This is a genomic window from Methyloceanibacter sp. (genome assembly GCF_035650995.1).
In the GTDB taxonomy this organism is placed as follows: Bacteria; Pseudomonadota; Alphaproteobacteria; order Rhizobiales; family Methyloligellaceae; genus Methyloceanibacter.
Genome location: NZ_DASRGO010000196.1, coordinates 1 through 14,572, shown reverse-complemented (window position 1 = coordinate 14,572; position 14,572 = coordinate 1). Strand labels below are relative to the sequence as shown.

Here is a 14,572-nt window from a genome sequence, read left to right as displayed (position 1 = left end):
GTTTTGGCGTCGAACAAAGGGGGTTTTGCATGGCGCGTAATCGTATTGCGCTGGTCGGCGCGGGCCAGATCGGCGGCACGCTCGCTCACCTCGCCGGCATCAAGGAGCTCGGCGAGATCATCTTGTTCGATGTGGTCGACGGCGTGCCCCAGGGCAAAGCGCTCGACCTCTCCCAGTCGGCCCCGATCGAGGGCTACGTCCCCAAAATGCGCGGCACCAACGAATATGCCGAGCTCAAGGACTCCGATGTCGTGATCGTGACCGCGGGCGTCCCGCGCAAGCCCGGCATGAGCCGCGACGACCTCATCGAGATCAATCTCAAGGTCATGGAGCAGGTAGGCGCGGGCTTGCGCAAATACGCGCCGGAAGCCTTCGTCATCTGCGTCACCAACCCGCTCGACGCCATGGTGTGGGCGCTGCAGAAGACGAGCGGGCTCCCGCGCAACAAGGTGGTCGGCATGGCGGGCGTGCTCGACTCCGCCCGCTTCCGCTTCTTTCTCGCCGAGGAATTCGATATCAGCCCGGAAGACATCTCCACCATGGTGCTCGGCGGCCACGGCGACACCATGGTGCCCTTGATCCGCTATTGCTCGGTCGCCGGCATTCCCTTGTCCGACCTCGTCAAGATGCGCTGGATCACCCAGAAGCGGCTCGACGAGATCGTGCAGCGGACGCGCGACGGCGGCGCCGAGATCGTCGGCCTGCTCAAGACCGGCTCGGCCTACTATGCGCCCGCCGCCGCCGCGCTCGAGATGGCCGAGTCCTATCTCAAGAACGAGAAGCGCGTGCTCCCTTGCGCCGCTTATCTCAACGGCGAATACGGCGTGAAGGGGATCTATGCCGGTGTGCCGGTGATCATCAGCAACAAGGGTGTCGAGCGCGTCATCGAGCTCGATCTCACCTCGGCCGAGAAGGACGCCTTCCTCCACTCGGTCGAGGCGGTGAAGGCGCTGGTCGAGCTGTGCCAGAGGATCGCGCCGACGCTTGCCACATCGAGCTAATGTGCCAGCTTTGATGCTCGTCATGCCGGCCTTGAGCCGCGCAGCCGGGGCGGTTCGCTCAGGGAGCGTGGCTCCGGGATCGCCGGGTCAAGCCCGGCAATGACGGCTTCGGTAGACAAGGTTTTTCAGATGAACATTCATGAATATCAGGCCAAGGACCTCCTGAAGCAGTACGGAGCGCCGGTCGCCGAAGGCCGTATCGCCGCGAGCCCGCACGAGGCGAAAGCGCACGCCGAGGCCCTCGGCGGCGGCCCCTTGGTGGTGAAGGCGCAGATCCATGCCGGCGGCCGCGGCAAAGGCGGCGGCATCAAGCTGGTCAAGACGCTCGAAGAGCTGCACGCCGAGGCCGACCGCATGCTCGGCAAGCCGCTGGTCACCCCGCAGACCGGGCCGAAGGGCCGCATCGTCCGCAGCGTCTACGTGGTGAAGGACACGACCATCGCGCGCGAGCTTTATCTCTCCCTGTTGGTCGATCGCGGCTCGGGCCGCATCGCCTTCATCGCCTCGACCGAGGGCGGCGTGGACATCGAGAAGGTCGCGGCCGAAACGCCCGAGAAGATCGCCACGCTCACCATCGATCCGGCTTCCGGTTTGAGCGCCTTTCACGGCCGCGCCATCGCCTCCGCTCTTAAGCTCGAAGGCGTGCTCGCCAAGCAATGCGCGAGCCTCGTCGCGAGCCTCTACAAGCTCTTCCTCGACAAGGACGCGAGCCTGATCGAGATCAATCCGCTCGTGGTCACCAAGGAAGGCAATCTCGTCTGCCTCGACGCCAAGATGTCGTTCGAGGACAACGCGCTCTTCCGCCACCCCGACATCGCCGCGCTTCGCGACATTCATGAGGAGGACCCCGCCGAGGTCGAAGCCTCCAAGCACGACCTGTCCTACGTGAAGCTCGACGGCGATATCGGCTGCATGGTGAACGGCGCCGGCCTCGCCATGGCCACCATGGACATCATCAAGCTTTACGGCGGGGAGCCCGCCAACTTCCTCGACGTTGGGGGCGGCGCAACCAAGGAACGCGTCACCGAAGCGTTCAAGATCATCCTGTCCGACCCGAACGTGAAGGGCGTGCTGGTCAATATTTTCGGCGGGATCATGCGCTGCGACACCATCGCCGAGGGCATCATCGCCGCCGCGCGCGAAGTCAAGCTCGCAATCCCGCTCGTGGTGCGCCTCGAGGGCACCAACGTGGCCCTCGGCAAGGAGCTGCTCGAGAAATCTGGCCTCGCCATCATCCCTGCCGACGACCTCGACGATGCCGCCAAGAAGGCCGTCGCCGCCGTCAAGTCCGCAGCTTGAAGGGTCACACAGTTACACATATTATGTGTGAATGAAGAACATCACCCTAGCCATCGAAGAAGAGGTGCTGCGCGCAGCCCGCATCTATGCCGCCGAGCACGGCACCACGGTGAACGCGCTCGTTCGCGAGTTTCTCGCCCAATTTGACAAGCAGCGCGAAGAGCGTGCAACGCAGGCGCGACAGGAACTCGTGAGGATGTCGGAGGAGTCTCCCGCCCGTATGGGCTCATGGAAATGGAACCGGGACGATGCATACGAAGGTCGAGTACCTCCTCGACACGAACATCCTGATCTACGCGGCTTCGGCGAACGAGACCGAGCGGACGAAGAAGATAAAGGCGGCTGAGCTGCTCAAATCGCCTTTCGGCACGTCGACGCAAGTCATTCAAGAATTCTACACGACGGTTAGGCGCAAGCCCGACAGACCGCTCACCGCCGCCGAAGCTTTGCAATGGGTGAAAAGACTTGAACTGCAGCCTTGCGCCGTGGTCGATATCCCTCTCATCCAATCAGCCACTGAGATCTCGCAACGCTACCGCATCAGCTACTGGGATGGTGCGATCCTTGCAGCAGCTGAGCGCTTAGGGACGGACGTCGTGTATACCGAAGATCTCAATCACGGCCAGAGCTACGGACCGGTCCGGGTCGTCAATCCATTCATCTGAAGGTCAGTTGGGGTTCATGTCAGTTCTCGTCGATAAGAATACGCGCGTCATCTGCCAGGGCATCACCGGTGCCCAAGGCTCCTTCCACACCGAGCAGGCGATCGCCTATGGCACCAAGATGGTCGGCGGCGTGACGCCGGGCAAAGGCGGCACCAAGCATCTCGGGCTGCCCGTATTCGACACGGTGCGCGAGGCGGTCGCGAAGACCGGCGCCGATGCGAGCGCCGTCTACGTGCCGCCGGCCTTCGCCGCCGATGCGATCCTCGAGGCGATCGACGCCGGCGTCAGGCTCGTCGTTTGCATCACCGAGGGTGTGCCCGTGCTCGACATGGTCAAGGTCAAGCGCGCGCTGACCGGTTCGGACACGCGCCTGATCGGCCCGAATTGCCCGGGCGTCATCACCCCCGGCGAGTGCAAGATCGGCATCATGCCGGGGCATATCCACAGGCCCGGCAAGGTCGGCATCGTCTCGCGCTCGGGCACCCTCACCTATGAGGCGGTGGCCCAGACCACGGCCACAGGGCTCGGCCAGTCGACCTGTATCGGCATCGGCGGCGACCCGGTCAACGGCACGAATTTCGTCGATGCGCTTTCGCTGTTCCTGGCCGACGATGCGACCGAAGCCATCATCATGATCGGCGAGATCGGCGGCAGCGCCGAGGAGGAAGGCGCGGCCTTCCTGGCCCAAGCCGGGACAGAAAAGCCGGTGGTCGGATTTGTCGCCGGCTCGACGGCCCCGCCCGGCCGGCGCATGGGCCACGCCGGTGCCGTGATCTCGGGCGGCAAGGGCGACGCCAAGCACAAAATTGAGGCAATGCGGGACGCCGGTATCGTTGTGGCCAATTCGCCCGCGGCCCTTGGAACAACCCTTGCACGCATATTACATGAGAGGTGAGCCGGGCGCCCAACGCTCGCCTTGTTTGCCCGGCACGCCGGTAGTGGCTCAACGACCGGCAGGGTTGATCAATGACGCGACACGAACTGAACGATGTGTTCGCCAACACGTCGTTTCTCGAAGGGGCCAACGCCACCTATCTTGCGGAGCTTTACGCCCGCTATCAGGAGCGGCCATATTCGCTCGATCCCGCGTGGCGTGAATTCTTCGCCAGCCTCGACGACGATCCCGAGGACGTTCTCGCCTCGGCCCGCGGTCCCTCCTGGGCTCCCACGAACGGCCGCTCGCTCGTGCCCGCCGCCTTGCGGCTTCCCGAAGGCTACGCCGGCGAGCCTGACGCCGTCGCCGCCGCACGCGATTCGCTCGGCATTCGCCTTCTCATCCGCGCCTACCGTACCCGCGGCCATCTCATCGCCAAGCTCGACCCGCTCGAGCTCGTCACCAGGCGCGAGCATCCCGAGCTCAAGCCCAAGACCTACGGCTTCACCAAAGCCGACTACGATCGTCCGATCTATGTCGGCGGCGCGCTCGGGCTCGAATTCGGCACCGTGCGCCAGGTGCTCGACATTCTGCGGCGCACTTATTGCGCCACGATCGGCGTCGAGTACATGCACATCTCCGATCCCGAGCAGCGCACCTGGATCCAGGACCGCATCGAAGGCCGCGAAGTGAGTTTTACGCAGCGCGGACGTCGGGCGATCCTCAAGAAACTGATCGAGGCCGAGTCCTTCGAGCGCTTCCTCGACGTGAAATATACCGGCACCAAGCGCTTCGGGCTGGACGGCGGCGAGGCGATGGTGCCGGCGCTCGAACAGATCATCAAACGCGGCGGTCAGCTCGGCGTGAGGGAGATCGTGATCGGCATGCCGCATCGCGGCCGCCTGAACGTGCTCGCCAACGTCATGGCCAAGCCCTACCGGGCGATCTTCAACGAGTTCAGAGGCGGCTCCGCCCATCCCGAGGAGGTCGAGGGCTCGGGCGACGTGAAATATCACTTGGGCGCCTCCTCCGACCGCGAATTCGACGAGAATCGCGTGCACCTGTCGCTGACCGCAAATCCGTCTCATCTCGAGATCGTCGATCCCGTCGTGCTCGGCAAGGTGCGCGCCAAGCAGGACCAGCTTCACGACAAGGAGCGCAACCAGGTTCTGCCCCTGCTCCTGCACGGCGATGCCGCCTTCGCCGGACAGGGCGTGGTCGCCGAATGCCTCGGGCTCTCGGGGCTCCGCGGCCACCGCACCGGCGGCTCGATCCATTTCATCGTCAACAATCAGATCGGCTTCACCACGGCGCCGCGCTTCTCGCGCTCCTCGCCCTATCCGTCCGACGTCGCCAAGATGATCGATGCGCCGATCTTCCATGTGAACGGCGACGACCCCGAGGCCGTGGTCTACGTGACCAAGGTGGCGACCGAGTTCCGCCAGCGCTTCCTCAAGCCCGTGGTCATCGACATGTTCTGCTACCGCCGCCACGGCCATAACGAAGCCGACGAGCCAGCCTTCACCCAGCCCCTGATGTATCAGCGCATCGGCGAGCATCCGAGTGTGGTGGAGGTTTACTCGCGCCGCCTCATCGAGGAAGGCGTGTTCACCCGCGAAGAGATCGACCGCATGCAGGCCGAGTTCCGCAGCTTCCTCGAGGAGGAATTCGCCGCGGGCGAGGCCTATCGCCCGAACCGCGCCGACTGGCTCGACGGCAAATGGTCCGGCATCGGCCATGCCGAGGAAGGCGCCCGCCGCGGCGTAACCGGCGTCGACCTCGACCTTTTGCGCGAGGTCGGCCGCAAGATCACCACCATCCCCAAGAGCTTCCACCCCCACAAGACCATCGCCCGCATCATGGCCGCGCGCCGCAAAATGATCGACGACGGCACAGGGATCGATTGGGCGACGGCCGAGTCGCTCGCCTACGCCACGCTTCTCGTCGAGGGCTTCCGCGTCAGGCTGTCGGGCCAGGATTCCGAGCGCGGCACGTTCTCGCAGCGTCACGCCGTGCTGATGGATCAGGAAAACGAGAAGAAATACACCCCGCTCAAGCACGTCTCGAAGGAGCAGGCCGAGTTCGAGGTGATCAACTCGATGCTGTCGGAGGAGGCCGTGCTCGGCTTCGAATATGGCTACAGCCTCGCCGAGCCGAACGCTCTCGTGCTGTGGGAGGCGCAGTTCGGAGATTTCGCCAACGGCGCTCAGGTCATTATCGACCAGTTCATCTCATCGGGCGAGCGCAAATGGCTGCGCATGTCGGGTCTCGTTCTGCTCCTGCCGCACGGCTACGAAGGGCAGGGCCCGGAGCATTCCTCCGCCAGGCTCGAGCGCTACCTGCAACTTTGCGCCGAGGACAACTGGCAGATCGCCAATTGCACGACGCCGGCGAACTACTTTCACATTCTGCGCCGCCAGCTGCACCGCAACTTCCGGAAGCCGCTCGTGCTGATGACGCCGAAATCGCTGTTGCGCCACAAGCGCGTGGTCTCCAATCTCGATCAGCTCGGTCCCGGCACGAGCTTCCATCGCCTGTTGTGGGACGACGCGCAGTTCCTCCCCGACCAGGCCATCAAGCTCGTCCCCGACGACAAGATCAGGCGCGTCGTGCTCTGCTCCGGCAAGGTCTATTACGACCTCTATGACGAGCGGGAGAAGCGAGGGGTGAACGACGTCTACCTCCTCAGGATCGAGCAGCTTTACCCGTTCCCGGCACGCGCCCTAATCCAGGAGCTGTCACGTTTCAAAGATGCCGAGATGGTATGGTGCCAGGAGGAGCCGAAGAACATGGGCGCCTGGACCTTCATCGAACCCAACATCTCCTGGGTGCTCGAGCATATCGGGGCCAAGCATCGGCGCCCGCGCTATGCCGGGCGGGCCTCTTCGGCGGCGACCGCGACCGGGTTGATGAGCAAACACGTCCTTGAACTCAAGGCGTTTCTTGAAGAGGCATTGGGATAACAGGGGCAGACGAGGCCATGACCACCGAGATCCGCGTGCCGGCCCTGGGAGAGTCGATCGTCGAGGCGACGGTCGGCCAGTGGTTCAAGAAGTCGGGAGAGGCCGTCTCTGCCGCAGAGCCGCTGGTCGAGCTCGAAACCGACAAAGTCACCGTCGAGGTTCCGGCGCCCGCCTCTGGCGTGCTGTCCGAGATCGCGGTCAAGCAGGGCGAGACGGTCGCGGTCGGCGCCCTTTTGGGCGCCATCGCCGAAAGCGGCGAAGCCAAGGCGAAGCCCGCCAAGGAAAAGGACGCGGCAAAGGCCTCCGGGCCCGCCCTGGTCGATCTTGCGACGGCCGAAGCTGGGCCCATGGCCGATGAGCCCGCCTTGCGCACGCCGAAGCCCGACGGTGCGCCGGCGAAGTCCGTACCGGTTCAACCCAAGCCGCTCGAGCGCGAGCCGATGCGCCGCGAGGAGATCAAGCCCGACGAGATGCCGCCCTCGCCCGCCGCACGCAAGGTGCTGGCCGAGAAGAAACTCGCGACCGCCGATGTCGAAGGTTCGGGCCGCCGCGGCCAGGTGTTGAAGCACGACGTGGTGCGCGCCGCCGAGGCGCTGCTCAAGCGCGAGCGGAAGCCTAAGGCGCCCCCTGCTCCGCGCGCCCCCGTGCCCAAGGACGATGCCGCGCGCGAAGAGCGCGTGCGCATGACGCGGCTCCGCCAGACTATCGCCAAGCGCCTCAAGGAGGCGCAGGACACCGCCGCCATGCTCACCACGTTCAACGACGTGGACATGAGCGGGGTGATGGAGATCCGGAGCGAGTATCGCGAGGCCTTCGAGAAGAAGCACGGCATCAAGCTCGGCCTGATGGGCTTCTTCGTGAAGGCCTGCGTGCAGGCGCTGAAGGACATCCCCGCGGTCAACGCCGAGATCGACGGCGAGGATATCGTCTACAAGAACTACTATCACATCGGCGTCGCCGTCGGCACCGACCGTGGCCTCGTCGTCCCCGTGTTGCGCGACGCCGACGAGATGAGCCTCGCCGAGATCGAGCAGGCGATCGCCGATTTCGGCGTCCGCGCCCGCGAGGGCAAGCTCGCGCTCGAGGAGATGCAGGGTGGCACCTTCACCATCTCGAACGGCGGCATCTACGGCTCTCTGCTCTCGACCCCGATCCTCAACGCGCCGCAATCGGGCATTCTCGGCATGCACCGCATCGAGGAGCGGCCGGTGGTGCGCGACGGGCAGATCGTGGCTCGGCCGATGATGTATCTCGCCCTCTCCTACGATCACCGCCTGGTCGACGGCAAGGACGCCGTGACCTTCCTGGTTCACGTCAAGAACGCGATCGAGGATCCGAAGCGCCTCGTTCTCGATCTTTAGACCCCTCTCCCTTGATGGGAGAGGGTTGGCATGCGGCGCGCGCCGCATGCCGGGCGAGGGTGACAAGCGCCGTGTTCTCGATTACCCCTCACCCGAATGGAGCGTGATCAATGGCCTACGACCTGATCGTGATCGGCACAGGGCCAGGCGGCTATGTCTGCGCCATCCGCGCCGCCCAGCTCGGCATGAAAGTGGCGGTGGTCGAGAAGCGCGCCACCCACGGCGGCACCTGCCTCAATGTCGGCTGCATCCCCTCGAAGGCGCTGCTGCACGCAAGCGAGCGCTATGCCGAGGCTGCCGACGGCTTCGCCGCCATGGGCATCAAGGTTAGCCCGGCGCTCGATCTTCCCGCCATGCTCGCCTTCAAGGACCAAGGGGTCAAAGGCAATGTCGACGGCGTCGCCTTCCTTCTGAAGAAGAACAAGATCGACCATTTCCACGGCACCGGCCGCATCCTCGGCCCCGGCAGGGTCGAGGTCACCTTCATCAACGGCGAGAGGGAGGTCGTCGAGGGAAAGGCAATCGTCATCGCCACGGGCTCGGAAGTCGCGGCGCTTCCCGGCATCGCGATCGACGAAGAGACGGTGATCTCCTCGACCGGCGCGCTCTCCCTGAAGGCCGTGCCGAAGCGGCTCGTGGTGATCGGCGGCGGTTATATCGGGCTCGAGCTTGGCTCGGTGTGGTCGCGCCTCGGCTCAGCTGTGACGGTGGTCGAGATGCTGCCGCGGCTCGCTCCGGGTCTCGACGGCGAAGTGGCCAACGCGCTCAAGCGTGTGCTTGAGAAGCAGGGGCTCGCCTTCAAGCTCGGCACCAAGGTCGTCAAGGCCGACACCAAGGGCAAGAGCGTCAAGCTCACCCTCGAGCCGGCCCAAGGCGGCAAATCCGAGACGCTCGAATGCGATGTCGTGCTCGTGGCGGTCGGCCGCATCCCCAATACGCAAGGTCTCGGCCTCGCCGAGGCCGGCATCAAGACCGACAATCGCGGGCGCGTCGTCGTGGACGATCGTTTCCAGACCAGTGTCCCCGGCATCTACGCGATCGGCGATGTGATCAAAGGCCCCATGCTCGCGCACAAGGCGGAAGAGGAAGGCATCGCCGTCGCGGAAATTCTCGCCGGCCAAGCGGGCCACGTGAATTACGACGTGATCCCGAGCGTAATCTACACCGCCCCCGAAGTCGCCTCGGTCGGCAAGACCGAGGAGGAGCTGAAGGAGGCCGGCATCGCCTATCGCGTCGGCAAGTTCCCCTTCACCGCCAACGGCCGCGCCAAGGTGAACCGCACCACCGAAGGCTTTGTCAAGGTGCTCGCCGAGGAAAGCCGCGACCGCGTGCTCGGCGTGCATATCATCGGCGCTGACGCCGGCACGATGATCGCCGAGGCCGCCGTGCTGATGGAGTTTGGCGGCTCGGCCGAGGACTTGGCGCGCATCTGCCATGCGCACCCGACCCTCAACGAGGCGGTGAAGGAAGCGGCGCTTGCCGTCGACAAGCGCCCCATCCATATGTAACGCAGCCCAACACCCGGAACGGCGCCAACGCGCTGGCGTTTGATTTTCGAGGAGGACGAGTTCATGGGCGAATTCGTCAGAGCCGCGAGCACGACCGAGATCGCGCCCGGTCACTCCCTCCTGGTCGTGCTCAAAGGCAAACAGATTGCCCTGTTCAATGTCGGCGGCGAGTTCTTCGCGCTCGACAATCTCTGCACGCACGAGGAAGGACCGCTTGCCGAGGGTGAGATCGAGGGGCACGAGGTGACCTGCCCGTGGCACGGCGCAAAATTCGACATCCGCACTGGCGAGGTCCTGTGCGACCCAGCCTACGAAGCGGTCGCCCGCCACAACGTGCGCGTCATCGGCACTGACATCGAGGTCGAGATCTGATCCCGAAACGGCGTCGCCGTCATGCCCGGCCTTGGGCCGGGCATCCACGATTTGCAGCGCGCGGCCCCCAAAGCGTGCATGGCCGGGTCGAGCCGGGCCATGACAGTAATTCACTCACTGCGCGCCGCTGCGCGGCGTGTCGGCAAGCACCGAGCCGATCAGCGCGGCGAAGCCCACGAATTCGAACAGCGAGATGGTTGCGTGCCCCCACTCCCAGCGCGCGCGATAGACGGTCCAGTCGGACGGCACCGGACCGTTCACCCATTTGGCGAGTTCGACATTGACCGGATAGACGAGCACCCACCACAAGAGGAGCGCGGCCGCAAACAGGAGCGCCGCGCCGAGCGCAAGCATGACACCCGGCCGGTGATGCTCGCGCACGAGATAGGCCAGGAGCCCGAGACTGATGACTGTCAGCACATCGATGATCGCCCCGATCGAGCCGAACAGGCTATAGAGCCCGCCCTGCACCGTCGAACCCACCCAGAGATACTGATCCCAGCCCATGCGCGCCGGGAGCTGAAGCAGATGGCAGAAGCCCATGCCGAGCGTGAGCGCTGCAAGCATGAGAGCCGCGAAGCGAACGGCCTTGAGTGTCATTGTGAGACCTGTCTCTGAGTCGAAGATGTATTTTCTTTCGTCATGGCCGGGCTTGTCCCGGCCATCCACGCATTTTTGAACAAACAAATCGTGGATGCCCGGCACAAGGCCGGGCATGACGACGACGTTAGGGAAAAGACCGTCAATCCAGCGTGCGGCGGAATCTGAGCAGCGCAAGCCCCATCGCCGCCAGCGTGAAGATGAAAAGCGCGAGCACGTCCATCTGCATGTCGGCAAGCCCGTTTCCCTTCAGCATGATGCCGCGCACGATCCTGATGAAATGGGTGAGCGGCAGCGCCTCGCCGATGGCTTGCGCCCAACCCGGCATGCCGCGGAAGGGAAAGGCATAACCCGACAACAGGAAGTTCGGCAGGAAGAAGAAAAACGTCATCTGCACCGCCTGAAGCTGGTTCTCGGCCACCGTCGAGAAGGTATAGCCCACGGCGAGGTTGGACGCCGCGAACAGGGTGGAGAGCGCGATCAACAGCCACACGCTGCCGAAGATCGGCACGTCGAACAGATAGCGCGCCGCGATCAGGATGATCGACATCTGGATGAAGCCGACCAGAACGAACGGCGCGATCTTGCCGATCATGATCTCGACCGGATTGATCGGCATGGCGAGCAGGTTCTCCATCGTGCCGCGCTCGATCTCGCGCGTCACCGCGAGCGCCGTGTACATCATCATGGTCATGGTGAGCACGACCCCGAGCAGGCCCGGAACAATATTGAGCTGGGTGAGGCCTTCGGGATTGTAGCGATTCTGCACGGTGATATCGAAGGGCGCCGTCGTCTTGGTCACCGGCTCGTCCGGCCCGCGCAGCTCGCGCCTCAGCGCGCTGTCGATGACGCCGTGCAAGCTCGCGACCGTGGTTCCCGTGGCCACCGGATCGGTGGCGTCGGCGATGACGAGCACGGCGGGACGGTCGCCGCGGCGCACGTCGCGCTCGAAGCTCGCCGGAATTTCCACGGCGAACTGCGCCTGGCCCGAGCGGATCAGCTTGTCGAGCTCTTGCGGATCGTTGACCTGCCAGCGGAAATCGAAGCGGTCGGTATTGCGCAAAGCCGCCAGCACGGCGCGGGTAAGCGGCCCGTCGTCGCGCGTCAGCACCGCCGTCGGCAGGTGGCGGGGATCGGTGTTGATGGCGTAACCGAACAACGTGAGCTGGAGCACGGGCACCAGCATCATGCTGGCGAAGGTCATGCGGTCGCGCCGCATTTGCACGAATTCCTTGACGATCATCGCCCAGGTGCGCCGGAGGAAGCCGGGATCGCGGTTGGCCGAGCCGTTGTTGTTCGACGGCATGCTCATGCGAAATTGTCCTTGGCCTCGTCCATGAGGAGAATGAACACGTCTTCGAGCGACGGCTCGCCGCGCATCCAGTGATGCGCGCCGTCGGCCTTCCTGGCCGCTTCGACCGCCTGATCGAGCGCGCGCTTGTTGCGCCCCGAGACGTGCAGCTCGGCGCCGAACGGCGCCACCATGTCGATGCCGTCGCTCGCTTCGAGCCTGGTCGCGAGCCGATGCAGGTCAGTCCCCGTCACGATCCACGTCGAGAGGCCGGACTGCGCCACGACCTCTTTCGCCGTGCCGCGCGCGAGCAATTCGCCGAAGGCGATATAGGCCAGCTCGTGGCAGCGCTCGGCCTCGTCCATGTAGTGGGTCGAAACCAGCACGGTGATGCCGTCCTCGGCCGCGAGCGTGTGGATCTCGTCCCAGAACTCCCGCCGCGCCTTGGGATCGACGCCGGCGGTCGGCTCGTCGAGCAGGAGGAGCCCGGGCTTGGGCAGGATGCAGGCGCCGAGCGCGAGCCTCTGCTTCCAACCGCCGGACAGTTCGCCGGCGAGCTGGTCGGCGCGCGTCGTGAGCCCGAGCCTGCCGATCGCCTCGGCCGCGGCGCGGCGCGGATTGGGCACGCCATAGACGCGCGCCACGAATTCGAGGTTCTCGCGGATCGAGAGGTCGGCATAGAGGCTGAAGCGTTGCGTCATGTAGCCGACGTTGCGCTTGATCGCCTCCGCTTGCGTCAGGATGTCGTAGCCGAGGCAGGTGCCCGAGCCGGAGTCGGGGGTCAGAAGCCCGCACAGCATGCGCAGCGTCGTCGTCTTGCCGCTCCCGTTCGGCCCGAGGAAGCCGTAGATCTCGCCCTTCGGCACTTTGAGGCTGAGATTATGCACCACCACCTTGCCGTCGAAGCTCTTGGTGAGGCCCGAGACGTCGATGGCGATCTCTTTGCCGTTCATCGCCGCACCATTTGCTGGCCGGGCGCGAGCGTGACGGTCACCGGCTGGCCCGCGGTGAGCGCGCCCGCTTCGCCTTCAGGCCGCGCCTCGACGAGGAACACGAGCTTCTCGCGCTGTTCGCGCGAGAAGATCACGGGCGGGGTGAACTCGGCGTCGCGCGAGATGAAGCTGATCTTGGCCTTGAGCCCCGGCGGACAGCCGTCGCAGGTAACGTTCACCGTCTGATCGGTCTCAAGCTTGGCGCGCACCGGCTCGGGCACGAAGAAGCGCACCTTGAGGTTCTGCGGCGGGAGCAGCGCGATCACCGCCTGGCCCGCGTTCACCACCTCGCCGGGCCGGAAATAGACCTCCTCGACCGTGCCCTCGGCGGGCGAGAACACCTTGCGCTTGGCGAGGTTCTTCTCGGCCTCGGCGAGCGCATGCCGCGCCGCGTCGGCGTTGGCCGCCGCCGCGTCGATCAGGTCCGAGCGGCCGGGAAGCTTGGCCGCGACGATGCGCTTCTCGGCCTCGGCCACGGCCGCCTCGTTCCGGTCGTGCTGGGCGATGGCGTCGTCGAGCGCGGCCTTGGTAGTCCAGCCCTTGTCGTAGAGCGCCTTGGCGCGTTCGAGATTGTTGGTCGAGACGACGAGCATGGCCTTGGCCTCGTTGAGCGCGGCTTCGAGCACCCTGATCTCGTCCGGGCGCTGGAGCTCGGCCTTGGCGTCGGCGAGCTGGGCGTCGGCCTGGGCGACCCTGGCCTTGGCCGCCTCGACCGAGGCCTCCTGCTCGGAGCTTTCCAGCGTGAAGACGGGATCGCCCTCTTTGACGTGATCGCCCTCCTCGACCGACAGCGTCTCGACACGCCCGCCCTGCTCCGAGCCCACCAGCACGAGATCGGCCTCCATGTAGCCTGCGAATTCCTGCTCCTTGTTGGCGGGAAGGGTGAAGAGCGCGAGCGCGATTGCGACCGCGCCGAGCCCGGCGACGATGAGCCAGCCTCTCTGCTTCATGGCGCGCCTCCGCTTCCGGCCGGCGCCGGCGCCCCCGGCGCCCTGATCGCATCGAGCAGGAGATCGATATGCGTTTTGAGCAGCGCGTCGGTGTCGAGGTGATGGTGCCGCTCGAACAGCGCGCGCCAGACCACCGCCATCAGCGCCGGCGCGATGATGAGTTGCGGGAAGTCGCGAAGCGGTGTGGCGCGAAACTCGCCGCGCGCGACGCCGCGGTCGATGAACGCCTGGAGCGTCTCGCGTCCTTTGGCGATGACCTGCTCGTAATAGAACCCGGTGAGCTCGGGGTGCTTGTGACCCTCGGCGATCAGGAGGCGCGCGATCAGCACGCGGCGCGAGCCGACGAGCTCCTGCATGAAGGCGAGGAACGGCCCCTTGAGAAAGGCTTCGCACGGCATCTCGGTCGCGAGCATGCGCTCGCGCATGGCATCGAACACGGGCGAGATGACCGAGCGGACGACCGCCTTGAACAGCTCCTCTTTGGTCTTGAAGTAGAGATAGGGGAGCCCCTTCGACACGCGCGCGCGCGCGGCCACGTCTTCGAGCCTGGTCGCGGCATAGCCGTGGCTCACGAATTCCTCGAACGCCGCCGCCACGATCTCCTGCGGGCGCGTGTCCTTGCGCGCGCGCCTCTTTGGCGCCGCCTTCCCGTTCCGCTTGCGCGCCGCGCGTTTCGTCTCGGCCATCGCCCTGCCT

14 protein-coding genes are annotated in these 14,572 nt (G+C 65.3%); 9 read left to right on the top strand and 5 right to left on the bottom strand.

Translation table 11 applies throughout. The features are described from left to right. The first annotated feature begins 29 nt into the window (after positions 1–29). From mdh to VFB18_RS14650, 9 genes are all read left to right on the top strand, one after another. Positions 30–1,001 carry a malate dehydrogenase gene (mdh, locus tag VFB18_RS14690; protein WP_324976925.1) on the top strand — a complete coding sequence of 324 codons (972 nt, stop codon included), beginning with the start codon at positions 30–32 and terminating at the stop codon, positions 999–1,001. Positions 1,002–1,130: 129 nt separating this feature from the next. Then, entirely contained in the window at positions 1,131–2,300 is a 1,170-nt protein-coding gene (sucC, locus tag VFB18_RS14685) for an ADP-forming succinate--CoA ligase subunit beta (protein WP_324976922.1), read from the top strand. A 31-nt stretch (positions 2,301–2,331) separates the two neighbouring features. After that, complete coding sequence (locus VFB18_RS14680) at positions 2,332–2,646, top strand: DUF6364 family protein (RefSeq protein WP_324976920.1); 315 nt, start codon at positions 2,332–2,334, stop codon at positions 2,644–2,646. Next, complete coding sequence (locus VFB18_RS14675; RefSeq protein WP_324976917.1) at positions 2,549–2,965, top strand: PIN domain-containing protein; 417 nt, start codon at positions 2,549–2,551, stop codon at positions 2,963–2,965. Before VFB18_RS14680 ends, VFB18_RS14675 begins: the two co-directional genes overlap by 98 nt. A gap of 16 nt (positions 2,966–2,981) precedes the next feature. Next, a complete protein-coding gene (sucD, locus tag VFB18_RS14670; protein ID WP_324976914.1) occupies positions 2,982–3,860 on the top strand; it encodes a succinate--CoA ligase subunit alpha in 879 nt (292 codons plus the stop codon). 71 nt (positions 3,861–3,931) lie between these two features. After that, a complete protein-coding gene (locus VFB18_RS14665) occupies positions 3,932–6,802 on the top strand; it encodes a 2-oxoglutarate dehydrogenase E1 component (RefSeq protein WP_324976911.1) in 2,871 nt (956 codons plus the stop codon). Between the two features lie 17 nt (positions 6,803–6,819). Further along, the gene (odhB, locus tag VFB18_RS14660) at positions 6,820–8,163 is read left to right on the top strand and encodes a 2-oxoglutarate dehydrogenase complex dihydrolipoyllysine-residue succinyltransferase (protein WP_324976908.1); all 1,344 of its coding nucleotides are present in this window, start codon (positions 6,820–6,822) and stop codon (positions 8,161–8,163) included. A gap of 110 nt (positions 8,164–8,273) precedes the next feature. Then, positions 8,274–9,671: a dihydrolipoyl dehydrogenase gene (gene lpdA, locus VFB18_RS14655; RefSeq protein ID WP_324976904.1), complete on the top strand. Its 1,398-nt coding sequence runs from the start codon at positions 8,274–8,276 to the stop codon at positions 9,669–9,671. 63 nt (positions 9,672–9,734) lie between these two features. Next, the gene (locus tag VFB18_RS14650; protein WP_324976901.1) at positions 9,735–10,043 is read left to right on the top strand and encodes a non-heme iron oxygenase ferredoxin subunit; all 309 of its coding nucleotides are present in this window, start codon (positions 9,735–9,737) and stop codon (positions 10,041–10,043) included. 114 nt (positions 10,044–10,157) lie between these two features. Here the strand turns inward: VFB18_RS14650 and VFB18_RS14645 are convergent, their stop codons facing one another. From VFB18_RS14645 to VFB18_RS14625, 5 genes are all read right to left on the bottom strand, one after another. After that, the gene (locus VFB18_RS14645; RefSeq protein ID WP_324976899.1) at positions 10,158–10,643 is read right to left on the bottom strand and encodes a DUF1772 domain-containing protein; all 486 of its coding nucleotides are present in this window, start codon (positions 10,641–10,643) and stop codon (positions 10,158–10,160) included. Positions 10,644–10,785: 142 nt separating this feature from the next. Then, entirely contained in the window at positions 10,786–11,955 is a 1,170-nt protein-coding gene (locus tag VFB18_RS14640; RefSeq protein WP_414675779.1) for an ABC transporter permease, read from the bottom strand. After that, positions 11,952–12,887, bottom strand: coding sequence for an ABC transporter ATP-binding protein (locus VFB18_RS14635; RefSeq protein WP_324976896.1), 936 nt, complete (start codon positions 12,885–12,887; stop codon positions 11,952–11,954). Before VFB18_RS14635 ends, VFB18_RS14640 begins: the two co-directional genes overlap by 4 nt. Then, positions 12,884–13,876 carry an HlyD family secretion protein gene (locus VFB18_RS14630; protein WP_324976893.1) on the bottom strand — a complete coding sequence of 331 codons (993 nt, stop codon included), beginning with the start codon at positions 13,874–13,876 and terminating at the stop codon, positions 12,884–12,886. Before VFB18_RS14630 ends, VFB18_RS14635 begins: the two co-directional genes overlap by 4 nt. Next, positions 13,873–14,572 (bottom strand): TetR/AcrR family transcriptional regulator (locus VFB18_RS14625; RefSeq protein ID WP_324976889.1); only part of this gene is annotated, 700 nt, incomplete at its 5' end. The genes VFB18_RS14630 and VFB18_RS14625, both read right to left, overlap by 4 nt.